This is a genomic window from Paenibacillus sp. FSL R5-0517 (assembly GCF_037974355.1).
Taxonomy (GTDB): Bacteria; Bacillota; Bacilli; order Paenibacillales; family Paenibacillaceae; genus Paenibacillus.
Genome location: NZ_CP150235.1, coordinates 2856553 through 2879344 on the forward strand (window position 1 = coordinate 2856553; position 22792 = coordinate 2879344).

Annotated in this window: 18 protein-coding genes; 12 read left to right on the plus strand and 6 right to left on the minus strand. The window is 45.7% G+C overall.

Annotation, left to right across the window (positions count from 1 at the left end):
- Positions 1 to 84: 84 nt before the first annotated feature.
- From MKX40_RS12970 to MKX40_RS12990, 5 genes are all read left to right on the plus strand, one after another.
- On the plus strand, positions 85 to 1686 hold the full coding sequence (locus MKX40_RS12970) for an extracellular solute-binding protein (protein ID WP_339242098.1): 1602 nt from the start codon (positions 85 to 87) through the stop codon (positions 1684 to 1686).
- 111 nt (positions 1687 to 1797) lie between these two features.
- Positions 1798 to 2700, plus strand: a complete 903-nt coding sequence (locus MKX40_RS12975; RefSeq protein WP_339242099.1) for an ABC transporter permease subunit — start codon at positions 1798 to 1800, stop codon at positions 2698 to 2700.
- Between the two features lie 39 nt (positions 2701 to 2739).
- Positions 2740 to 3612, plus strand: a complete 873-nt coding sequence (locus MKX40_RS12980; RefSeq protein WP_339242100.1) for a carbohydrate ABC transporter permease — start codon at positions 2740 to 2742, stop codon at positions 3610 to 3612.
- A gap of 205 nt (positions 3613 to 3817) precedes the next feature.
- A complete protein-coding gene (locus MKX40_RS12985; RefSeq protein WP_339242102.1) occupies positions 3818 to 5536 on the plus strand; it encodes a hypothetical protein in 1719 nt (572 codons plus the stop codon).
- 55 nt (positions 5537 to 5591) lie between these two features.
- Positions 5592 to 6557, plus strand: coding sequence for a TIM barrel protein (locus tag MKX40_RS12990; RefSeq protein WP_339242104.1), 966 nt, complete (start codon positions 5592 to 5594; stop codon positions 6555 to 6557).
- A 133-nt stretch (positions 6558 to 6690) separates the two neighbouring features.
- Here MKX40_RS12990 and MKX40_RS12995 read toward each other — a convergent pair whose 3' ends face one another.
- The 4 genes from MKX40_RS12995 to MKX40_RS13010 form a co-directional block, all read right to left on the minus strand.
- Complete coding sequence (locus MKX40_RS12995) at positions 6691 to 7326, minus strand: response regulator transcription factor (RefSeq protein ID WP_339242106.1); 636 nt, start codon at positions 7324 to 7326, stop codon at positions 6691 to 6693.
- On the minus strand, positions 7323 to 9404 hold the full coding sequence (locus tag MKX40_RS13000) for an ATP-binding protein (protein WP_339242108.1): 2082 nt from the start codon (positions 9402 to 9404) through the stop codon (positions 7323 to 7325). The genes MKX40_RS12995 and MKX40_RS13000 overlap by 4 nt, the downstream gene beginning before the upstream one ends.
- Before the next feature lie 386 nt (positions 9405 to 9790).
- Positions 9791 to 11836, minus strand: coding sequence for a serine hydrolase (locus tag MKX40_RS13005; RefSeq protein WP_339242109.1), 2046 nt, complete (start codon positions 11834 to 11836; stop codon positions 9791 to 9793).
- 333 nt (positions 11837 to 12169) lie between these two features.
- The gene (locus tag MKX40_RS13010; protein WP_339242110.1) at positions 12170 to 12754 is read right to left on the minus strand and encodes an AAA family ATPase; all 585 of its coding nucleotides are present in this window, start codon (positions 12752 to 12754) and stop codon (positions 12170 to 12172) included.
- 271 nt (positions 12755 to 13025) lie between these two features.
- Between MKX40_RS13010 and MKX40_RS13015 the strand changes: the two genes are divergently transcribed.
- Complete coding sequence (locus MKX40_RS13015; RefSeq protein ID WP_253434636.1) at positions 13026 to 13361, plus strand: helix-turn-helix transcriptional regulator; 336 nt, start codon at positions 13026 to 13028, stop codon at positions 13359 to 13361.
- The gene (locus tag MKX40_RS13020; protein ID WP_339242113.1) at positions 13358 to 14707 is read left to right on the plus strand and encodes an FtsW/RodA/SpoVE family cell cycle protein; all 1350 of its coding nucleotides are present in this window, start codon (positions 13358 to 13360) and stop codon (positions 14705 to 14707) included. The genes MKX40_RS13015 and MKX40_RS13020 overlap by 4 nt, the downstream gene beginning before the upstream one ends.
- Positions 14708 to 14767: 60 nt before the next feature.
- Here the strand turns inward: MKX40_RS13020 and MKX40_RS13025 are convergent, their stop codons facing one another.
- Positions 14768 to 16558 carry an ABC transporter substrate-binding protein gene (locus tag MKX40_RS13025; protein WP_339242115.1) on the minus strand — a complete coding sequence of 597 codons (1791 nt, stop codon included), beginning with the start codon at positions 16556 to 16558 and terminating at the stop codon, positions 14768 to 14770.
- Between the two features lie 135 nt (positions 16559 to 16693).
- Here MKX40_RS13025 and MKX40_RS13030 point away from each other — a divergent pair, with 135 nt between their 5' ends.
- The 3 genes from MKX40_RS13030 (at position 16694) to yidC (ending at position 19580) form a co-directional block, all read left to right on the plus strand.
- Positions 16694 to 18313 carry a DUF4173 domain-containing protein gene (locus tag MKX40_RS13030; protein WP_339242116.1) on the plus strand — a complete coding sequence of 540 codons (1620 nt, stop codon included), beginning with the start codon at positions 16694 to 16696 and terminating at the stop codon, positions 18311 to 18313.
- 92 nt (positions 18314 to 18405) lie between these two features.
- Entirely contained in the window at positions 18406 to 18756 is a 351-nt protein-coding gene (locus tag MKX40_RS13035) for a hypothetical protein (protein ID WP_339242117.1), read from the plus strand.
- Positions 18693 to 19580 carry a membrane protein insertase YidC gene (yidC, locus tag MKX40_RS13040; RefSeq protein WP_339242119.1) on the plus strand — a complete coding sequence of 296 codons (888 nt, stop codon included), beginning with the start codon at positions 18693 to 18695 and terminating at the stop codon, positions 19578 to 19580. Before MKX40_RS13035 ends, yidC begins: the two co-directional genes overlap by 64 nt.
- Before the next feature lie 176 nt (positions 19581 to 19756).
- Here yidC and MKX40_RS13045 read toward each other — a convergent pair whose 3' ends face one another.
- Entirely contained in the window at positions 19757 to 20866 is a 1110-nt protein-coding gene (locus MKX40_RS13045) for a helix-turn-helix transcriptional regulator (RefSeq protein WP_339242121.1), read from the minus strand.
- 129 nt (positions 20867 to 20995) lie between these two features.
- Here MKX40_RS13045 and MKX40_RS13050 point away from each other — a divergent pair, with 129 nt between their 5' ends.
- Together MKX40_RS13050 and MKX40_RS13055 are read left to right on the plus strand one after the other, a co-directional pair.
- Entirely contained in the window at positions 20996 to 21703 is a 708-nt protein-coding gene (locus MKX40_RS13050) for a class I SAM-dependent methyltransferase (protein WP_339242122.1), read from the plus strand.
- Positions 21687 to 22790 carry a saccharopine dehydrogenase NADP-binding domain-containing protein gene (locus tag MKX40_RS13055; protein ID WP_339242123.1) on the plus strand — a complete coding sequence of 368 codons (1104 nt, stop codon included), beginning with the start codon at positions 21687 to 21689 and terminating at the stop codon, positions 22788 to 22790. Before MKX40_RS13050 ends, MKX40_RS13055 begins: the two co-directional genes overlap by 17 nt.
- The last annotated feature ends 2 nt before the right edge of the window (positions 22791 to 22792 follow it).

A 22792-nucleotide genomic window follows, 5' to 3' on the forward strand; every position in this document is an offset into this window, starting at 1 on the left:
ACAGGTGCAACGAAATGCACGAACCAAGTGGAGTGGCAATCATGTGAATCCATATCAGAGTGTGTGCGAAAGGGGAAAGGTCAAATGAGATTATTTCAAAGACGTAAGGCAGGCAAGGCAAGTTCAATCCTCGCAGTGGTAACAGCATTCACTCTATTATTATCCGCATGTTCATCAGGAAGCGAATCTGCATCTTCATCCGGAGAATCAGGTTCGGGGGAAAAAACGACTTTGAAAGTAGAAATCTTCGACCGGGGAAATACGCCGGCGGGCTACACCATTTCAGACAGTTATCTGACTCGCTTCATTCAAGAGAAGTTTGGTGATCCAAACAACATCGATGTTCAGTTTGTTCCGGTACCTCGCTCGGAGGAAGTACAGAAGCTTAACGTTCTGATGGCGAGTGGCTCTGAAGTACCTGATATCGTATTTACCTACGACTCAGGAACATTCAACCGATATGCAGAGCAAGGAGGTCTGACTGAACTTACCGATCTGCTCAATCAAAGCGGCCCTAACCTGAAGAAGTTCCTGGGTGATGAAACGCTGGCCTACGGTCAATACGATGGGCAACAGTTCGCGGTTCCGGGTAAACGTCTTGTACTTGGCAAATACGCATCCTATGTTCGTCAGGATTGGCTGGACGCACTCGGATTGCCTTCACCTGAGACAGCTGAGGAGCTGCATACCACATTGAAGGCCTTTAAGGAAAAAGATCCGGGTAAGGTGGGCACAGGACTTATCCCAATGGGGATGTCCATTGCTTCGGCTCAATATGAACCTCTGATCTGGTCATTCATTGAACCGCTGACGGAAGAACAAAAATATACATTAACACAACAACTGGGTTCCAATGACTATCCAACGTTGTTGCCGGGTTTCAAGGACGCCTTGAAATATATGAACACACTTTATAATGAAGGTTTGATGAGCAAGGACTTTGGACTCGACAAAGATAAGAAAAAGCTGTGGGAAGATGTATCTAACGGCAAAGTTGGATTTTACACCGAGGATGCAGGGGAGATTTACATCTCCGGTACGTACAAAAACCTGCAAACCAATCAACCAGGTGCAGTGATCACACCGATTGATGCATTCAAAAACTCCGAAGGCAAATTCGCCAAACCAGCATATGCTCCCAATGCGATGTATGTCATGATTCCAAAATCAAGCAAAAATGCGGAAGCAGCGATGAAGTACCTGGATTGGATGGCTTCTGACAACAACTTGTTCGACCTGCAATTTGGTGTTGAAAATGAGAACTATGAGCTTGTGGACGGTGTGCCACTGATCAAAGATGATGCTTCTCCTGAAATCGCAGGTCGTATCTATAATTCCGGTGACATTGCCATTATCGTCAATGGTAAATACGTTGGGGATGACAAGAAAAATGAAGAGGCTTATGTCGTACAGGTAGAATCGAAGTATCGGGATGATATGCGCAAGTCGGTAGCCATTTCCAACACGGACACGATTCAACCGGTACGCTTCTCCAAACCGATTGATGCAGAAGCGCGCTACGGTAACGGCCTGAAAGACAAGTTTATGGAGTTCTTCGTGAAAACAACCATTTCCAAACCGGCTGACTTTGAAGCGACGTATGACAGCATGATGAAGGATTACATGGCGAGCGGTGGTCAAGCAATCCTGGATGAACGTACAGAAGCTTACAAAGCGATGAAATAAGCAGAGTAGAGAACACATCTAATGTGAACGACAACAAAGAACAGGGATTTCATTAGGGCGATGGCAACATCGCCTTGATGAAGAATCCTGAATGACATGGGGGGAAGGTTTATGAAAACAAGCATCTATTTCCGCAGAAACTGGCAACTATATGCGTTGCTCCTACTGCCCATGATCTACTTCATTATTTTCAAGTATGGGCCAATGTATGGTGTGCAGATTGCGTTCAAGGATTTTAACTTCTTCCAAGGGATCTCTGGTAGTGAGTGGATTGGCTTGGATGCATTCAGAGAAGTGTTTCAAAATCAGGGGTTTTACACGGCATTACGCAACACGTTGGTACTAAACATGCTGGATTTATTGGTTTCCTTCCCGGCGCCGCTTATACTGGCCATCTTATTATTCGAGCTGAAAAAGGCTTGGTTCAAAAAGATGGCACAGACGTTGCTCTACATTCCACACTTTATCTCATGGGTTATTATTGGAGGGATCGTGCTTCAGGTTTTCGGAACGCAGTCCGGTTTCATCAACAATATCTTGATGAGCATGGGGTTTGATCCATTGCCATTCCTTTCAGACAAAAACTATTGGCTCTTCACGTATCTTGCGGTAGGCGTGTGGCAGAGTGCAGGGTGGGGAACGATTCTGTATCTGGCATCCCTGACAGGCATTAACCGGGAACTGTATGAAGCGGCAGAAGTGGATGGAGCAAGTCGGCTGCGCAGAATCTGGCACATATCCTTGCCCGGCATCAAAACGACGATTGTTACCTTATTGATCATCAATGTCGGCAACATGATCTCCATCGGCTTCGACCGACCGTTTATTATCGGAAATGTGGCTGTACGTGAATACTCGGATGTGCTCAGCACGTTTGTCTATCGTGTCGGTTTACAATCTGGTCAGGTCACGCTTGCAACAGCTGTAGGTTTGTTCCAGGCCTTAGTTGGACTTGTCTTCATACTCGGAGCAAACTATACGTCCAAGAAATTAACCGATGAGAGCATTATGTAGTGGATTTGATTCACATATGATCTGTAAGGAGTGAGTGGGATGTCTGAAAACACGGCGAATCGAATATTCAACACGGTAAACGTCATTCTTATTATCATTACGATGGTGCTGTGTCTTGCACCATTCATTCATATTATTGCGATCTCGCTCAGCTCGAACCGAGCGATCGGTTCAGGTGAAGTTTCCTTTTTCCCCAAAGAGTTGTCCTTTGAAGCGTATAGCAAAGTGTTTGCAGATGGATCGATGATTCGTTCCCTCATCTATACCATTTGGCTGACCGTCCTTAGTACGGTGCTAAGCATGGCGATGACCATTGCAGCGGCATACCCGCTGGCGAAGAGTAACCTGAAGGGACGCAAGTGGTTCATGCTTGTCATTGTGGTGACGATGTTCTTCAGTGGGGGGATTATTCCCGAGTACATTCTGATCAAAAATCTTCATCTGCTCGACAGCACATGGGGGCTTATTCTGCCTGGATTAATTAGTCCGTTCTATATGATCATTCTCATTACCTTCTTCCGAGGTATTCCCGAAAGTCTGGAAGAAGCGGCGGGCATTGATGGAAGCAGCCACTTCGGAACACTGATGCGCATTATCTTGCCACTATCCCTTCCGGTTATGGCAACACTGAGCCTATTCTACGCGGTAGGACGCTGGAATGGTTTCCAGGATGCACTCATGTATATTACCAAGCCTGAGTTATACCCGTTACAATTGAAATTGTATCAGATGATTCAGCAAAACCAGATTACAGAACTGATGCAGAACGAAGGCATTGGTGCCGTTCAGGTCTTGCCTGAGAGTCTGAAAGCAGCCAGCGTTATATTCTCAACATTACCGATCCTGCTGGTGTATCCATGGTTGCAGCGGTACTTTATCAGTGGCGTAATGGTAGGTGCTGTAAAAGGTTAATAGAGGTTGTTCAAAAAGTTCACTTTTGATTACGAATGATGCCTTAGTGGCATCATCAGCATCGAATATGAAATTCAGCCGAAATGTCCGTTGCTCACGTAGTTGTCCTACGCTCCGCTACTCCATTTCTAGCTTAATTCCATCTTCTTGGTACTGAAAACTGATCTTTTTGAACACGCACCTATAGTCTCGGGAGGTCCATGACATGACACAACGAATGGTAGAGAAGATGTCAAAAGAACAGCAGTATCTAGTGAATCAGTCCATGTTGATGATGGATAGCTTCTATGACAAGGAAATGGATCTGCTTCGCAGTTTCGAAGAAGAGGATTCATCGCAACACAGCACACGAGCCAGTGCGCATTATGCGCTAGGGTTGTTGATTCGAAATGAACCTGGTGATGTGGAACGCGCGATACGAGTGTTCCACAAGGTGCTCGATGTTCAATATGACGCTCCGGATGAGATCTATCACGGAACCTTCGCGACCCGACCTAATGATGTGCATCCACCAGCGGGTCACTATGCTTGGAAATCTTTTGCGCCAGGCACGGCCTATTTCCTGGAACGCACCTTTGAGAAGGTGTCTGCGCAGTTTATCCATAAACTACGGGAAGATGGCTCTCTACTCACAGAGACGGCAGATCCCAAACAACTGAAACGTCTGTTTCATTCGGCAGTAAATCAGGTACTGCCACCGGTCTGGATCAGTTATGATCCCAATTGGCGCGAGTTTATCGCTTGTGTCTGTGTGGTCGTAACTGCCGAATTCTCCGAACTTCTGCCAGATACACTCATGAAACGAATGGATCATGCCATGGAATTGGCTGTTCAAGGGTCCATAGAACGAAGGTTATCCGACGTAATCCCCATGAACACCAATATTGAGTTAATGCATATTTTCATCACCCACTACTACGGCCATCGCTTGAACCGAACAGAATGGATTCAGCATTCGGATGAACAGGCAGAGGGATTCATGAAGGAGTTTGAGCAGTTCGACGGTACATTCGCTGAATTCAATACGACAACGTATTACGGGGTGGATCTGTCCGTGCTTGGCATGTATCGAAAGTATGGACTCACTCAACGTTTAGTTGAAATTGGACACCGGATTGAACACGGGCTGTGGAATAACATTGCGCTATATTACAATGCGAACCTGGAGAATCTCTCCGGCCCATTCTCTCGGGCGTACGACATGGAGATGCGAGAGCATAGTTCGATCGGTGTATTTATCTATCTTTTGCTCGGTGAAGGCTATGAATATCTGGCAGGAATCAACTGTGAGTCAGGTCATGATCCACTGATTGCGCTCCTTGGGGTGGATGTGCCCGCGGAAGCCGTGCCTTATTTCAAGGCTCATCAAGCGGATCGGCTTGTGCAGAAACAGTTCATGGAACTGTGTGAGCGCAATGATCCAACGTCCAATCGGAATCTATGTACGGCCAAAGCATGGATTGGTGAGGACCGGATGATCGGAGCCATGTCGGGAAGTGTGAATACCAACGGCCAGATGCATCCCGCCACAATTCACTGGCAGACCGAGACGGGGGAACGTTATTATCTTCGCTTAATTCGCCGTGAGGTAGGCGAGGGGTGGAACAGTCATCTGCGCGGAGTGACGTTTGATGCGGATCTCACGCCAGATTCGTTAACCATTGATGTGGAATTGGATACGGAGGAAGAGATCGACGTTTATTTTGAAATCAGAGGGCCTTCCCTTCGTCAGCAGGATATTACGCCAGCCTTATGGCAGTTCCCTGGACTTACGTGTACCGTGAAGACTGAGGCGCCTGAACCATCCGTGTTAATGTACGTGAATCATGCGGAGATCATCTATCGTTATGTGCCTGGGAAGACTGTGAATAAGATGAGATTTGAATTGACCCTGCGTGAAGACAATGGACAGAGGAATGAATAGATAGAGATCAATGGAATATGAATAGGCGATAGAATGAGAGGCAGGAGGAATAATCATGTACACGGACAAGCAGGAATATTCGTTTTCAACATGTTGGAACATCAAACGTCATACGACCGGACAAGGCATGATTGAAGAGATCAAATCTCTTGGATTCAGACAGGTTGAACTGAACTACAACGTCACGGAAGAGATGCTGAAGACGATAGAGCCGATGATTGAACGAGGAGACATCGGTGTATCCAGTGTGCATAACACATTTCCGCATGTGGCTGATCCAGATTATGGGACGGATTCCGTCCTGCTCGGATTTGATGACGAGCCGCGCCGCAAACGAGCGATTGAACTGTTACTTCGCTCTGCCGAGTATGCACATCGTTATGGCGCCAAGGCTGTTGTTGTGCATCCGGGTGAGGTGCCGTTTGAATACAATATAGATGAAGTATTGAAAAAGATATACCACGATCAAGGGCCGGACTCCCCGGCATATCAATCTTTATGGCAAGAGATGCTGGAAAAGCGGGAAGATGGCAGCGCACATTACCTGAGCCGGATTCAGGAGAGTCTGGAAGAGGTATGTGACTTGTCGGAGCAGCGGGGGTATGGAGTGAATTTTGGTATTGAGACCCGTTCACGCTGTTATCAGATGCCGACTTTGCACGAAGCGGGAACGATTATTGGACGCATGAAGGGCGCGCCGCTTGGTCTATGGTACGATATTGGTCACGGCATGATGATGGATCGAATGGGACTGTACGATAATGTACGTGAGGCTAACGCGTTGATTGATCACGTGGTTGGCGTGCATATTCATGAAACCGTAGGGTTGGCAGATCATTGGTGTCCGTACATTCATAGTAAAGACATGACTTTCTTTGATTCATTTTTGGATATTATCGACCGTTCACCAGTGAAAGTATATGAGCTGAAGGCGGCTTGTACACCGGAAGAGATTGATGAAAGTCATGGAATGATTACGTCTCGCATTGCTGAACGTCATGCGGCGCGTCAGCGAGGATAGGGAGCACACGCATCAAGCATGAATGCTCTTATAGGAAAGTAATTAACAAATAGAGCGGTTAAGAACCAACCTCAGGTTGCATTACAGGGGTGTTCTGCCGCTCTTTTGTTGTTCTTTTAAAGTGGTGAATGTTTTAGCGTTTCTCAGGGAGTGTTACGTCACCGAGAATACCTCCCTGATAGCCTTTGACAACTGCCCCGATTCTGGATTTAACACCAAATTTCTGTGTAATAGAGGTGATATGATACTCCACTGTACGTTGGCTGATCGCCATATCTTGTGCAATTTCCTTATTGGTCATCTCCAGTGCAATACGGTTAAGCACTTCGCGTTCTGTTGCAGTGAGTGATTCCTCCAGATTAGAGGATAACATGGTCTCTGGAACAAGCACATGACCCAACATACTTTGGTGAATGGCGTTGATAATCTGTCCATATGTTGCTTGTTTCGACAAGTAGGCATGGACGCCCAGATCATAAGCCTTCAACTGGAATTCGTGATAGTTGTACCCGGAAAGCAATATAATTTTGACGGATAACCCATATTGATCTTTCAATCTTCGCACAACCTCAAAACCATCAAGCTGGGGCATGCGGATATCCATGACAACAACATCTGGTCGCAACGTCTCTACTTCGGACAAGAAAAGCAAAGGATCGCTGAAAGTCTTCAGTACCTTTATGCCTGGTTCGCGGGTTAAGCGGTTGTTGAGACCTTCCATGACCAGGGGGTGATCATCAAGCAGGACGACTGTAATAGGTTCGCTCATTGTTCAATAGCTCCTTTGGTTAAAGGCAAACGAATGTTGATTGAGGTTCCTTTGCCAAGGATGGAATGTATAGTGAATTCACCACCGAGGTGCTGAATGCTGCTTTGTATGGAGATCAAACCGAAGTGCCCAGTTTCAGTGTCGAATGTGGTATGAACATTAAATCCCAAGCCGTCATCCTTTACTTGTAGAATCAAATCATGATCCTTCGTATGTACCTGAATGGAGCAAAACGATGCCTGTGCGTGCTTCATCACATTCATAATAAGTTCACGGATCGTCCGAAAGACGGTGGACTTCAGAGGTTCTTGCTTCAACTCTTCAGCGAGGGCGTTGTAACTCAGCTCCATCCTGATGCCACTTTGCATTTGAAGTGTACGGATGAGCCATTGCAACGCTTCTTCCAGTTCGCTCCGATCCATAATATGAGGGTAGAGATCATCACACAGTTGGCGAATATCTTTCTGTGAAGCATATAGGCACTCCAGCCAAACAGCCGTTTGATCAGCATTGGTTTCTCCGGTATTATGAAATTCCTCCAGATCACGAGACAGGAAGATTAGGTTTTGAAGCAGTTGATCATGAAGGAAATAAGAGGTTTTCATACGCTCTGCCTGCTGTGCTTCCATCATAATATGATTGAACTTCCGATGACGGCTTATCTGGTGTTCATGAAGAGCTGTCTGATCTACATGGTGTTCATATCGCTTCTGCAGATCGGATAAGAGTCTGCCATTGACGAGCATCCGAATCGCTTCCAGTCTGCCTTTATCAATGATATCCTGCTCTTCTGCTGAGAAAAGGGTTCGATTTTCTTTGTGACCAATGCCCAGAAATCCTAACATCTCCGTCGCTGGTTCACCTGACAGCTCCCAAATCTGTGCCAAATCATACTTCTGTCGTAACACTTCAATATCCAATGCCTCGTTATCGATATTCTGTATGGAAGCAAAAACCCCTGTACCTTCCTGAGAATATCTGTGCTTATCATCAATCCATATCACAATTACGCCTTCAATATCCAGCATCTTGTGGAACATCTCGGCAAACACGTGGATCATGTCTCGCATGTTTTGCTGCTCAGCCATTCGCACAGTCAATCGCAGTTGCTGGTGTTCCAGCCAGTCCTTATTGAGTTTGTTTTTCTTACGTGAGCGGGTGAGCGTGTACTGATACACCCAAGTGATCAGCATAAACGAGACGAACAGCCAGCTGATATGAATTAATGTTTCCAGGTGAGAAGCAGTCAGAAATAGTAAAAATAAGATCAGCATATATAGTCCATGAATCATCAATCTTGGCATAACCAGTTTGAAATCAAGCATACTCCGTTGTACAAGTACATAAGTGAACATCCATGATAAAGGCAGGAATCCAATTAATGTGTACTCTACAGGAAGTAAAGGTTCACCTTGAAGCAGGGTTGGAATGGCAAAGCAGATGATAAAGGGAATCAAACTAATAATAATTCCCGTTAACATGAGCAATAGCTGGTTCTGTTCCTTGCGATTGTAGCTTTTACGATTAACCCATGTCATCCAGATTAAGATCAGAAGGGTTCCGCAAAGAATAAAGTTAAGCAGATTGGTTGGACCAGACGGTGCAACAGGGGTGCTAACGATGCTAATGCCTGGATTGAACTGAACATCGGTCATCATCCACTGCTTGATGTATAGAAATACTAGGCATGTAGAATAAGCAATCGCAATTCCTCTGCTGATGATTAATAACCACCGGAAACGATGCAGACGGGTGCGAAATACAAAAGACACATAAAATGCGGTTAGACAGTAAGGTAACCATGCCGCACAAAAGGCGAGAATATAATTAGATATAGGCAACTGGGAAGTATATATCGTCAGTATACATAAGGCCATGGACAGGTTAAGCAGGTAGAACAGACGCATCACTCGTGAACCGGGTTGGTTAAACAAAGCGTAGCTTCCGGTCAACAACAGCAATAATTCTACAGTGGATGAGAAGCCGATGTTGAACCATTCACGTAATCCAGGCTTCATTGTATGTTCGACTGCCTGACCGCGAGAATTCTCAATACCAATGGTGTAGGCTTCAGTCACTAAGAATTCACCTTTTTGATGGAGTAATCGGACTGCTCCTTTGGATTCCAACGAGATAACAGTGTCACTCGATCTAATCCCGGATGTATATGCTAAACCTTGCGGATCTACATCATGTACTGCCCAGGAATTAGAGGCATTTGGTGTTAACGAAAGACCGATATAAGGATTTAAAAATGAAGAGATATGGATATACGTGGCTGTCAGTATAAAGCACAACATCGTGACAAACCAAACAGAACCAAATTTATATGTGGTGACTCTATGCAATGAATTTCTTAATCCCATGCGAGTAATCATCCGTTCTTATGATGTGTATCATTGGTATATGATGTAAAAAAGCAAGCCATGAAGCAATGTCATGGCTTGCCGTGCATCACTCTATGTTAATGTAGCAGAGTGCCTAACATTTTGTACATCAAAACTGATGATTCCTGTCTGAGCATAGGCTGCTTCGATCTATAATCCACAGCACCGCTGCTGGATATGGATACTTCCGGACCGTAGAGACCTAAAGCGACTACAAATTGAACACCTTCTTTAGCCCAACGATCCTGTGAACCGGCAAGATTGGCAGTTACGGCAGGTGCACCAAGTAGTTGTTGAGCCGTTCTCGAAATAATCACCGCGGCCTCTTGCCTTGTGATAGCTTGGTCAGGATGGAACAATCCACGGGTATTTCCTTGCACAATACCCAGTTCAAGGGCGGTTTGAATGTAGGCGGCATAGGGACTTGATTGGGCGTCTTTAAATTTTGGTGATTGAGTCGAAATCGACATCCCGCTTATGCCTACGACCTGTGTTACAAACTCTCCACGACTTACAGGCTTCTCTGGTTCAAATCGGGATTGATCCTGTGGATACAGGCCAATCTGTGTTAAGCGATAGATGTACGGAGCATAAGGATGGTTTTCTGGCACATCTTCATAAGGATTGGCTTCAGGCAATTTTTCGGACCAGCTGTCTGACTTGTTGTAATAGAAATAAGTGATTTCACCTGACTGATTTTTTTTGAAACCAGCGAGCTTACCGTCCTCATCCATGAACAGCATGTCCTTAACGGGGGTTAAGGTGTGCGTGCCATAAGCATCAACAACCTGGAGCCCTGTCTCTGTTGCTGAAATATCATACAACCATGCGGGCAAGCGGATATCCCGATACAGTCCCTCGTAGGTAAGGAGTAAAGACTCGGGTACGCTATAATCGGCATAATGTGTCTCGTTGTTTGGATAAAAATGATCCATAAATGCGTGGAAAAGCGTTTCTCGCAGATCAGGTCCATCACTGTTGGAGACGATAAATAGTCCAGTCTTCTCGTTAGGCAACAGCCACATATTGGAGTGGAAGCCCGCTAGATCGCCTGCTTTACTCACGACTTTCCGTCCATGATTATACTGCGAATAGGTGGATTCGAATCCATATCCTGTACCGGGGATATCAGGGTGTATGGAGACATCCAACGTTTGCATGTCCTGGACGGAAGAAGGATCGAGTATACGTTCGCCTTGGTAGGAACCTTGATTGAGTTGGGCGAGCATAAAATGAGCCATATCCCGTCCGGTTGTTATTAATCCGCCTTCAGGTGAACTGTCGGGTACATTGGGATACTGCGAAAGTTCCTCTCCTTTAGCGCCATAAGGAGTCGCGAGTTTACTGAGCGAGTCTTTGCTTAGTGTAAAATGGCTATCTGACATACTGAGTGGCTGGAAAATATGCTGTTGTACATAAGTCTCAAACGGAAGTTTGGACTGTTTCTGAACAATGTAGCCCAAGAGTGCATAGCCGTAGTTGTCGTAACGGAAAACTTCTCCTGGCGTGCGGACAACGGACGGTTGGTGTTCTTTGATGAATTGCTCAAGCGGATAAGAACTTCCCAGCTCTCTGTCTGTAGCTGCTGCATCTGTGAAATCAAATCCGCTGGTGTGGGTCATCAGATGTTCCAATGTTAATGCTGTTCCGGTATGGTTGGTCAGGTCCAAACCATCTGTGTATGTGCTGATATCCTGATTAAGCTTGACTGGTCCTTGCTCAGCCAATTGCATAATGGCCGTTGCTGTCAGGGTTTTCGAGATCGAGGCTACACGAAACAGGGTGGAGTCGGCATCGACAGGAATCTCTTTTTCCACATTGGCATAACCATATCCTTTATTAAGTACGATCTGTTCATCTTGAACAACGGTGACTACCGCACCTTTCAGAGCAGACTTCATTTCAGGCTGGGCGAAGAATTGATTGATGAACGATTCCGTTTCCTGAACGCTTATCTGCGGATGAGGTGTGCTGCTCTCTGCCGATACGCTGGTCATTGTGGTAAAGCTCAGGGATGCAACGAGCATGATGTAGACTACAGCGCGCTTCCACTTGTCATTCGATTTGTAGCTCTGTTGTTGATATTGTTGTTGAGTTGGACATGTTGCTACGTGAGATTTCATGAAATTCTCCTTTGTGTTGTGATCTTTACGCAGTCTTACAACTGAGTAACTTCTATAATCTATCAGTTCGAATGTAATGGCGATTCCGTAGTACGCACTTATTATGGGCAGGAGTACCGCAAACCTTTTTGCGTGATCCCGCAATCGCAGAGGGTGAATAGTGAGTTGCGAATGATCTTGAACATATGAAAAGATGATCTGGAATATATGAAAAAGAGGTATCTGTCATGATGGACCCAACGGGGGTCTCGACAAATACCTCTTTTTGTTTCTTCTTTTATTTTCCGGGTGAAGCTACATGGTGCAAAGGAATTCGGATGTAGATTTTATAAGCTACTCGTACATCCGTCGTTCAAGTTCGGTATAGGCAATCGCAGGATCATCACTGGAGTTGTCGATATAAGCGACGGATGAAGCAGGGAGGGGCCATGCTACTTCTTTACGGACTAGAGAAGCTGTGAAGGTATCCCAGTTATCAAGTTTCCAGTCATCCAATGGAGATTGTCTCGCTGTAATCCGCTCGTGATACAACGATTCATTCTCCAGATAAATATAAGCCACCCGCACATCCGTGTCTTCCAGAGAACGCTCAATTCTTGCAAGTTCCTGAGCAATCCAATCCGGGGTTCCGATTTCTTTGGTAAATGGCCCGACAACGATCGTGTCGATACCCAACTGAACGTTATCCAGAGCTGCGTCCATCGTAATGCGGTACCCAAGATCACGGCACAGCCGCTTGTATTCAGGCGAATCCCGGTCGGATGGATCGAGTCCCTGAAGGGTCATAATTGCCTCAGCCGCGGGACGAAGCAGGATATCCATATCGAAGAAAGCCGCTTTATGTTTACGGGAAAGGGCTTTGGCAAGGGTGGTCTTGCCACTTCCGGCCCCGCCGAGAAAGAAAATTAGTTTGCTCATGAATGTAATGCCTCCTTAATTCTATTGAAAAAAATAGGTTATGTAATTGGATTATACGAATAGATAGATTCATCATTAGAGTTCGTGAATGAAAGGACTTGTTTATTTTAACATAAATAAAGAAGGTTGATAGCTAGACAGAAAAGGAAGGATAAGGTAATATCATACCTAGTTGTTCTATGCATAGATTTCCGATGTATATGATCAGAAGAGATTTAAAAGTGAATTTTTTCGAAATCCAAAATGAATTGATAAGGAAGGAGTGAGCGCATTGCAGGTTAACAAACAAATGATTAAAGGTAGTACCGAAACATTAATTCTGACCTTGCTTCAGGAACGACCCTTGTATGGTTATGAATTAATTAAGGAATTACATCGTCAATCCGAGGGTGTGTTTAATCTGAAAGAGGGCACGTTATATCCTATTTTGCATGCCATGGAGATTGAAGGATGGGTAGAGTCGTACTGGATGGAGGTTGAAGGCCGTAAACGTAAATATTATTCGATTCGTGACAAGGGCATGGAGGCCTTAGAAAGTAAAAAAGCGGAGTGGAATTTGTTCCGTAGAGCTGTGGATCGGGTGCTTGGGGAAGGAGGCCTGACATGACGAATCGAGATGAACGAATTCAGCATTATCTTGATCACATGTGTGTTGAGGTTAAAGCTCGCGAAGTACATAACGACTTGCGTGATGAGTTGGGAAACCACATGGAAGAGATCATTTTGGACAAAGAACAAGAAGGTTATACAGAGGAAGAAGCAATTGCATACGCCATTGAACAGATGGGCGATCCAGCTGTTGTAGGCAAGAGTATGCACCGGTTACATCGTCACCGAATGCATTGGGGGCTGTTAGTTGGATTAATTGCTTTGTCTATAATAAGTCTGTTCTTAATGTGGGTTTTTACGATTAATGTAGCAGATGAAAAGTATCAGTTCTTATATCGCAATCATGTCGTGTACACCGTTATAGGTGTAATGTTGATGTTGTTCTTTATTTACTTTGATTATCGTAAGTTGAAAAAAGCTGCTTGGTGGATCTATATTCTACTGAATGTCATGTTATGGATCAGTCCAATGATAACTACAGATATTTATGGTAATAGCAGATATTGGAGCTTATTTGGCTTAACACTAGACCTTACCACAGCTTCAGTGTGGATTTTGCCACTTGCTATAGGTGCCATTATGGTGGACAAGCTTCGTTCCAATTGTAATATGCAATCCATATTGACCTACATTGCGATGGTAACGATTCCCGCAGTACTATTGTTTCAAACGTTGGACTGGGTTCGCTTGTTTCTGTTTGGCATAATGTCCATTATTTTATTTGGCTGGCTCACGCGAAAATGGCTTTATACAGTCATAGGTGCTGTTATAACAGGAATTATTTTTGTATTGTTATTGTTCTTTGCAGATCAATACGGACGACTGGTGAGGCTCACTGTCGTTTTGAATCTTCAGGATGATCCTTATGGCAGTGCCTATAGTAACTATTCCATTATCGAAATTATTCGATCATCAGGTTGGTGGGGTAACGGGATTGATACAACGTTTGACAGGTTTAAAACGAGTTATTTCAATTATCCAGGAGTGCTGCTCATTGATGTGTTTGGCTGGTCTGCCGGGATACTGCTATTGGTGGCGATCATCTGGTTTGTTGCCAATATGGTGAAAATGCTTCCTCGCATATGGGATGATTTTGGTCGTATGATTATTGTCAGTATCACAGCTATGTTTGCAATGCAAATCATCTATTCGCTGGCTATGACTACCGGAAAAGCACCTATTATCAGTATCACTTTTCCTTTAATTGGATACGGAAATCACTTGATGTTTGATTACGCCATGCTCGGTTTACTGCTCGGTATTTACCGCCGGAAGGATACTACTTCGAAGAAAAATGACGAAATGCCGAAGAAGATGGATGCCGACCTACTGACCAATTCATAGGCATCCAAACTCATTACCGCATTATGAATGAAGGTATTGTTATGCTCGTTTAATGAGCATTCACGGAAACCAGATATGACGCAGGTTCACCCAGCCCTGGCTGTTGAAAGATAGGCCACGAACGGAAGGCAAATAAGCGGTTTCTACCGGTTTTTTGGATAAATGGAACAGTAAATTCTGATCAACCAAAAATTGCTCAATTCGGTCTAATTCAGAAGTTCGATCTGCTGCAATCGGAGAGGCGATAATGGTTTGCAACATCTCATGAATCGTTATACGAGCAGAATCTTCCAGATGCTCGGACAACGTGGAATAAAGATCATACCTGCGCAGTTCTTCGTCTCTATCCCGAATCAGAGAAAAGAGAATCAGATCAGATTCCAGCCGCAGATCTCCTTTGAACTGCTCCATCGTGCCTGTGCGGACGGTACAGGAGTAACCGCACTGCTCCAATGTAGATGCCAGTTGTTGGGCATCCCTGCGATATTGTGGAATGGTTGCAATGTGCAGGGATACGGGACGAGTGGCAGTGAGTCGTTGAGATATATGGCTACATCCCTCCGAATGTACCTGGACCATTTGGGTACTCGCTTTACTAAAATGAGGTACCACAACCTCAGAGTCATCTGCATGTCCGTCATCTCTATACATTCCAGCAAGACATGACTGGACGTGTGCTCTTACTACCGGATCGTTTAACGGTCCGGTTTTTTGCGTATTACACGTGAGTAATTTATGAACCATCACACCTGCGCTAATCTGAGTCCAGTCTGCACCCTTGGACGAAGACGGATTATGAACAAGATGGAAGAACGGAGTTTCGATATCTTGGCTATCATCCATTTTGGCCGAGGCACTCCACGGAATTTGCAGGATATCTACCCGGTCCATATGTGCTCTACCCTGAAAATACGATGAAAAGGCTTCAAGTCTGCACAAGTGATCATCCCAGGCAGTAACCTTGAACGGTCCCGTCCCGACAGGTTTTTGCATTGCATGCAGATCACCCGCATGATTCATCTTAAGTTCGTGTGTTCCCGGTGAGGGTACAATCGCCGCACGACTTGTTGTAAGAAAGGACAAAAATAATTCGTGAGGTTTTTTAAGCCGGAAACACACGGTCAAGGGACTGACCGCTTCAATAGATAGAATCTGTTTACTCACATCACGGTACAGTGTTCGGCGGTCTGTAGATTGCAACCGTTCAAACGTATGCACAATATCATGGGACGTCAGCATCTGACCATTGTGAAATGTAATGCCTTTTCGTAAATAAAACGTCCAGGTCTGTCGGTCTGCACTGACATCCCAAGTATGAGCGAGACAGGGGAGAATCTCCCCTTTTTCACCACGTTGAACCAACCCGTCAAAGACATGGCTGGTCACAAAGGATTCAGCCAACAGATTAATGTACAGCGGATCAAGCGCATGAAGCTGTTGGCGCAGGGGTAGCCGTAGTGTATCAATCTGCTCATTATTGGTGCCGGCTTCTGTATGATGTCCCGAATACCCGAGCAACCACTGGTTTAGATGATCCTGCATGGTTGTTGAACTGGAGAATGCACTCACCTGCTCGGCAGCTTCCTGCAATTCCCGGCGATTCATGGCTTGCATCATGTATTCAGCCGCGATTTGATCGGCCGGAACAAGCAAAGTCAGTGATGAACGACGACCGCGACCACGTTGGGAAACCCAACTAATCCAGTCATGAGCAACCATCTTTTTGACAATCGTTAATGTATTACGATGCGTGCATTCGAGCAATTCAGCGAGGTCGGCAAGCGTAAGTTCATGTTCTGTATGATGACCGTATTGGCGATGTAACAGCAGATATTGCTGATGTAATTTCAAAGTGATGATTCCCTCCTGGAGGTGAACTCTGACGTATTCCTCTAAAATAAGAAGTTTTATCGTTTTTAATTTCTATTTATATTCCTATTTTATCATCTAGAATATAGCATAGAAAGGTTAATGGAGGTTTTTCCCATGATTGATAAAATAATGGCTTCACCGCATCGTGCTCTAATCACGCTACTGTCTGCATGGATACTTGCTATCATTCACCAGTATTTATTCTATGGTAATGATTTGGGCGTATCGTATCCGATCTTTGTCATTCTCTTATACGTGTTTATGTATCTGTTTGCACGGGATCGTATGAGGTCTTTCCGGTGGATTGATGCTTTTGTGGCGGGTGTTGTGCTGTTGTTATCGCTAACGTTCCTCTTATATGACAACGAACTGCTGCGTGTACTTAATTTTCTAGTTGTACCGGGCCTGATCATCTTACATATGACGTATCTAATGGGTAGAAAACAGAAGCAGTGGTGGGAGATCGGGTTGATTGGTACGGCGATTGACCATTTACTGCCTCAAGCCATACGTCATTGGGGGACTGTTGGGGCCCTTGCTGTGAGAGCAGGGGGGCGTGGCATAGGCAAATCACAGAAAACAGTTGTTTTTAAAGTGCTCATCGGTCTTGTGGCATCTTTGCCTATTCTTATTGTTGTGATCACGTTATTGTCATCCGCTGACGGGGTCTTCGATCAATATTTATCCGGTTTCCCGGAGTGGTTAAATCAACTGGCTTTTACACCAGGACTGCCAAGAATCATCTGGATGTTCATCGGAGGTATATTGTTATTCGGTTATGTATGGGGATTTGTCCAGCCGATGCAATATGAGACAGAGAAGAGAGAGAATGCACATTGGAAAAGTGGAGCAGCAACCACGCTTGATAAGAGTGATCACACTTATATATACTCTCCTGTGGATCCACTCCCTAAGGGTCAGGTTACGAATAAAATTACACCCGAGCCCGAACGCACTCCGGTTCTTCGAGGACCATTCAGATTGGACCCCATCATTGTGGGCACCATGCTGATCGTCATCAACTGTGTGTACGTTATGTTCGTACTTGTGCAGTTTTCGTATCTGTTTGGTGCCGGAGAGGGACATCTTCCGGTAGATCTGTCATACGCTGAGTATGCGAGAAGTGGGTTTGCGGAGCTGATTCTCGTTACGGGTATTAATTTCTTTATTCTTATTGTTGCATTGCAATTCACACGTCCGAGTGGAAAAGTAGGCATGATCGTGCATCAGGCACTTCTCCTGATTCTGGTCAGCTGTTCAGCAATCATGTTGTATTCCGCGTTTATGCGCCTAAATCTATATGAACAGGCATATGGATATACGTACATCCGGTTCCTGGTACACGCATTTATGATCTTTCTCGCACTTCTGTTGCTGATTGCCGGCCTTCGTATACGTTATACGTCGATTCCGTTGATCCGTTGGTATATTGTGCTCGCACTGACTGCATATGTTGCCGTCAATTATGTGGGCATGGATCGCAGGATTGCCGAATTGAACATAGAACGTTACCGTCAAACTGGCAATATTGATGCATCCTACCTGGCAGGTCTATCGGCAGATGCGACTCCGTTACTTCGAGAGTTTGCTCTGAAGGAGTACCCGGATCTCAAGAGAGAAATGCTGGAACGTCAAGCCTATCTGGAGAGGGATACAGCCAATCGTTCCTGGCCTTCTTATAACGTTGCAAAACACAGAGCTGAGCTAGAAATGTCCAAATTGAGAACGGAATAGTTGAATACTGGCTATTTTCACGAACGGATTTATGCAAAAACAATATGTAAGTGTTATAATATAAAAACTAACCTATAAAGGGGGTGAATCCCTTGTTTGAACTGCACGAGTTATTACCATATTTATTCTCGATTGGACTCATCTTCACCGTCAGTTATGCCTATATTGCCCATCTTCATTGTGGCATGACGGAGTACTGGGTGGAAGGTGGCGTCGGTGGTGGACTTGAACCTGTACTTCCCGCCCTGTGTTTGGACAGACAGCACAGACAGGAAGACTGGAGCCGCATGATTAGACGAAGAGAAGCGCCCGATGAAGATGAACCAGATTGTCATTCCTCGTTGAACGATTGGTCAACAAATCAACGAGGAGGATATATATGGAACATAAGACGAACAAGGGATTCACTTTTACATCGGACAAGGGACGGATCTATGGCCTGATTGCTATTTTGTTTGCAGTCATGCTGCTTGCCGGATGCAGCAACAACGTGTCGGAGATTACCTCATCGACACCGGGATTTTTTAACCATTACATTGTATTTCCACTGTCGTATCTGATTCAGCATATTGCCACCATATTTAATGGAAGCTATGGGGTGGCGATTATTGTGATCACGCTGGTCATTCGTCTAGCACTGTTGCCATTGATGATGCGTCAAGCGAAGTCCCAGCAGGGAACACGAGTCATCATGAACGCCATGAAACCCGAGATGGATGCCCTCAAGAAAAAATATGAAGGCAAAAATGACCCTGCTGATAAGCAAAAGCTGTCTCAGGAAACGATGGAGCTATACAAGAAACATAAGTTCAATCCGCTGAATATTGGTTGCTTGCCGATGCTCATTCAGTTGCCTATCCTGTCAGGTATTTACACGGCTATCCGACTTACACCGGAGTTGTCCTCCCATTCGTTCCTGTGGTTCAAACTGGGTGCACCGGATTACGTGCTCGCTGTGGTGGTCGCGGTCATTTATCTGATTCAAGCGAAGGTATCCCAAGCTAATATGGCGCCTGAACAGCGAAAACAGTTTGCCATTATGGGATATCTCTCCCCATTAATGATGGCATTCTTTTCTCTAACAGCCCCTGCAGCCATGCCGCTCTATTGGACGGTTGGGGGTTCGTTCCTGGTACTACAGACGTTATTATTCCGCAAGATGTACCCTGTAGAACACCCGCAGGAGCCTGTAATAGTGGAAGTGAGTCAGAAAAAGAATAAAAAATCTGGTTCATCCAAATCTACTCGGAAACCTGCGAAGTCGTAGGAAAAGATATGGACGTAATCATTGCATCGTCAAGATATTTAGTACGAACGTGTTATACGTTGCAAAAGCCTAAGAAAGAAGCCGATCCTTTAGGATCGGCTTCTTTGTATTCAAGAAACGAAGTAGATTAAATGTACTCGCATTCTATTGAGCAGCTATTCATCTGTTCCGTCACGTCATATTGCCGGTTCATTCGACAGTTGGAAACGGGAAACGAAATACCAGATAAGCTCGCGACGTGAGGATACCTTGGTTTTGGCGAAAATCGATTTCAAATGATCCTGAACGGTGTAGACAGAAATATGCATCGCTGCAGCAATCTCTTTGGACGAATAGCTGCGAAGCACATAACCCAGCAGTTCCCGTTCTCGACTGGATAATCCATGGCTCTCGGCGAGCAAGGGCAGCAAATCTTGTGGCATCGCCTGCTCCAAACGAATAGCGATCTGATCTTGTCCTGTAATCTGTTGCATAAGACTGGCATGAAGTATGAGGTAACGGCCATCCGGAAGCTGGATACAGACTTTGGAGGGCGATTCGGGAGTGAGTTGAGTATCGTCAGCCCGTTCTACCCGATTCTTGCGCTGCAAGTGCGAACTGACTGCACGTACCGGACGGGGCAGAACACCCGGCCCTATATGTTCCAGCATACGCAATTGGGACAGCCAATACTCTGCCGGGGCGTTCAGGGATAAGAGCTGGAACGTATCCGAGGTGATGATAATCCCGGGTTCCTCAGGACTTCCACTCGTGATTTCCTCCACAAGGGTCAGACTTGTGGACCGCAGCATCGATGCAATCGAAGCAGTCCAGGTCTGAATCAGCAACCGTTCTTCTTCTGTAAAAAAAGAATTCTCAGTCTTGCGATACAGCGTCAGATATCCCCAACAAGCGTCTCCACTGACGAATACGGCGCGCAGTTCATCACCGAACCCCGCTGGCTGAAGAATGTTGATATAACGTGGGCTTTGTTCATGCTGTGCGTTCATGGCCGTGTGAAGTATAGCTGTATGTTCACCGCTGCGAATTAACTCAGCGTATTTATGTATATCTTCTTCCATGTATTCATTGATGAATAACCGATCATGAATAGCTTCAATGCCTTCTTCTGTCACAGCTCCAGTGGAGAGAAGAGTCAAAGGATCAACGGTGGTGAAACAGTATGCGTCGTACGGTACAACCGATTGGATCTGTTTGAGAACAGCTTCCCGGTAGGTACGTGAGGTCCAGGTTCCTTTTTCAAGAGAAGTGATAAGTCTGTGGCTCCGGTCAATAGGTGATGTCAACAAGGTTTCTCCTCTCTCTATGTGAATATCCCAATGTTCTGGGATTGTAGGCTCAGCGTATCCTTCTATAATGAAATTAGACGAACAACGAGTCAAGTCTAACTTCAATTCAAGAGGAGCGCGGTGCCCATGAATCACAATCCATCACCGATGAGCTGGGAAACAGCAGATGTTCATCGTTACGAACAATCGATAGCCTTGAAAATTCCGGGTTATTCTCATATGCATGATCTAATGGAACGGCTGCTTGCAGCATATTTTGCGGATAACAACGAAATTCATATACTTGTTGCTGGAGCTGGAGGGGGAAAAGAATTAGCTCTGATGGGTTCACGCCATTCCAACTGGATGTTCACGGGAGTAGATCCTTCGCTGCCGATGCTGCAACTTGCTGAGAAACGAGTCGCGGAAGCGGGTATTGGCTCCAGAGTGACGCTGCAACCTGTCACGGTTGAAGCATTGCCGGAGGATATTTTATATGATGGGGCGACAAGCATGCTCATGTTGCATTTCCTTCAAGGGATGGAGGCCAAACGAGCATTCCTGACAAGTCTGGCAGCGAGACTTAAACCGGGTGCACCACTGATCATTGCGGCTGTAAATGCCGATCTTCGTTCTCCGGCACATTCAATCATGATGCAAGCTTGGCAGGATCACATGCTCAGTGTGGGTGTGCTTCCTGAAGAGTGGGAGCGCTTTGCTGCTTCCCTGGGCCGTGAATCCGATCCAATATGCTCTGAAGAGATGACTCAGCTACTGACCGAATGCGGTTTCTCACATATTACACGTTACTTCGGGGCGTTCTGGGTGGAGGGGCATTATGCAATTCGAAACTAACGTGAAGCCTATGAAAGATCAGATCTGGGTCGTTGGCGGTTATGGTCAAGTAGGGCAGATGATATGTACTCAACTGGGACGTTTGTTCCCGGGGAAAGTATGGGCTGCGGGTACACGCATAAATCGTGCGGAAGAATTCAGCAGGTCTACAGGTGGTGCGGTACTGCCGCTACAACTGGATGTGACCAAACCTGTGGAGCCGTCCATGTTACGGTCTGTGAAGCTGGTCATCATGTGTGTCGATCAGAGTGATACCCGGTTTGTTGAATCCTGTGCACAAGCCGGAACCGATTATATTGATATTTCTGCAAAGTATGATTTTCTCGCTCAGGTTGAACAGCTGCACACCACAATGCAACATTCCAAATCGACCGCAATACTCAGCGTTGGACTATCACCGGGAGTAACGAACTTGCTTGTACGCGAAGCGACCATGCATATGGATCAGGTGGAGGAAGCAGACATTACCGTGATGCTGGGACTTGGAGAGAAACACGGAAAAGCAGCCGTGGAGTGGACGGTTGATCAGATGAATGCCACCTACCAGGTGATGCAAAAGGGCAAGCCTACGGAGGTGCAAAGTTTCGGAGATGGCAAAAGGATCGATTTTGGAGCGGAATTGGGTAACCGGAAGGCGTATCGATTTAACTTTTCGGACCAACACGTGGTTGCTCGGACCTTACGTATTCCAACCGTATCGACCAGACTATGCCTGGATTCCCGCTGGATCACAACATCCATGGCAATCTCCAAACGTATAGGGCTGTTTTCCCTGCTGCGTATCCCGTCTATTCGGAATGGAACAGTGAAGGCCTTTGGTCTTATTCCTGGAGGAGAGCCGATGTATGCGGTCAAGGTCGATGCCATTGGGTGGGAAAATGGGGAACGAATCCGCGTCGAACAATTGCTTGTTGGCGATAAGGAAGCAGATGCAACAGCAGCCGTAGCAGCAGCTGTGGCCGAACATGTATATAAAATAGAGTCAGCTTTGCCGCATGGTGTGTTTCATATCGAACAGGTTCTCTCGTTGCAGGACATTCAGGATGCACTTCATACGCCACTAAAGGTGACGACCAGGATCACCTAGTT

Coding starts and splice junctions, on each gene's coding strand:
- MKX40_RS12970 (WP_339242098.1), top strand. CDS start 85: ATGAGATTATTTCAAAGACGTAAGGCAGGCAAGGCAAGTTCAATCCTC.
- MKX40_RS12975 (WP_339242099.1), top strand. CDS start 1,798: ATGAAAACAAGCATCTATTTCCGCAGAAACTGGCAACTATATGCGTTG.
- MKX40_RS12980 (WP_339242100.1), top strand. CDS start 2,740: ATGTCTGAAAACACGGCGAATCGAATATTCAACACGGTAAACGTCATT.
- MKX40_RS12985 (WP_339242102.1), top strand. CDS start 3,818: ATGACACAACGAATGGTAGAGAAGATGTCAAAAGAACAGCAGTATCTA.
- MKX40_RS12990 (WP_339242104.1), top strand. CDS start 5,592: ATGTACACGGACAAGCAGGAATATTCGTTTTCAACATGTTGGAACATC.
- MKX40_RS12995 (WP_339242106.1), bottom strand. CDS start 7,326: ATGAGCGAACCTATTACAGTCGTCCTGCTTGATGATCACCCCCTGGTC.
- MKX40_RS13005 (WP_339242109.1), bottom strand. CDS start 11,836: ATGAAATCTCACGTAGCAACATGTCCAACTCAACAACAATATCAACAA.
- MKX40_RS13010 (WP_339242110.1), bottom strand. CDS start 12,754: ATGAGCAAACTAATTTTCTTTCTCGGCGGGGCCGGAAGTGGCAAGACC.
- MKX40_RS13020 (WP_339242113.1), top strand. CDS start 13,358: ATGACGAATCGAGATGAACGAATTCAGCATTATCTTGATCACATGTGT.
- MKX40_RS13030 (WP_339242116.1), top strand. CDS start 16,694: ATGATTGATAAAATAATGGCTTCACCGCATCGTGCTCTAATCACGCTA.
- yidC (WP_339242119.1), top strand. CDS start 18,693: ATGGAACATAAGACGAACAAGGGATTCACTTTTACATCGGACAAGGGA.
- MKX40_RS13050 (WP_339242122.1), top strand. CDS start 20,996: ATGAATCACAATCCATCACCGATGAGCTGGGAAACAGCAGATGTTCAT.
- MKX40_RS13055 (WP_339242123.1), top strand. CDS start 21,687: ATGCAATTCGAAACTAACGTGAAGCCTATGAAAGATCAGATCTGGGTC.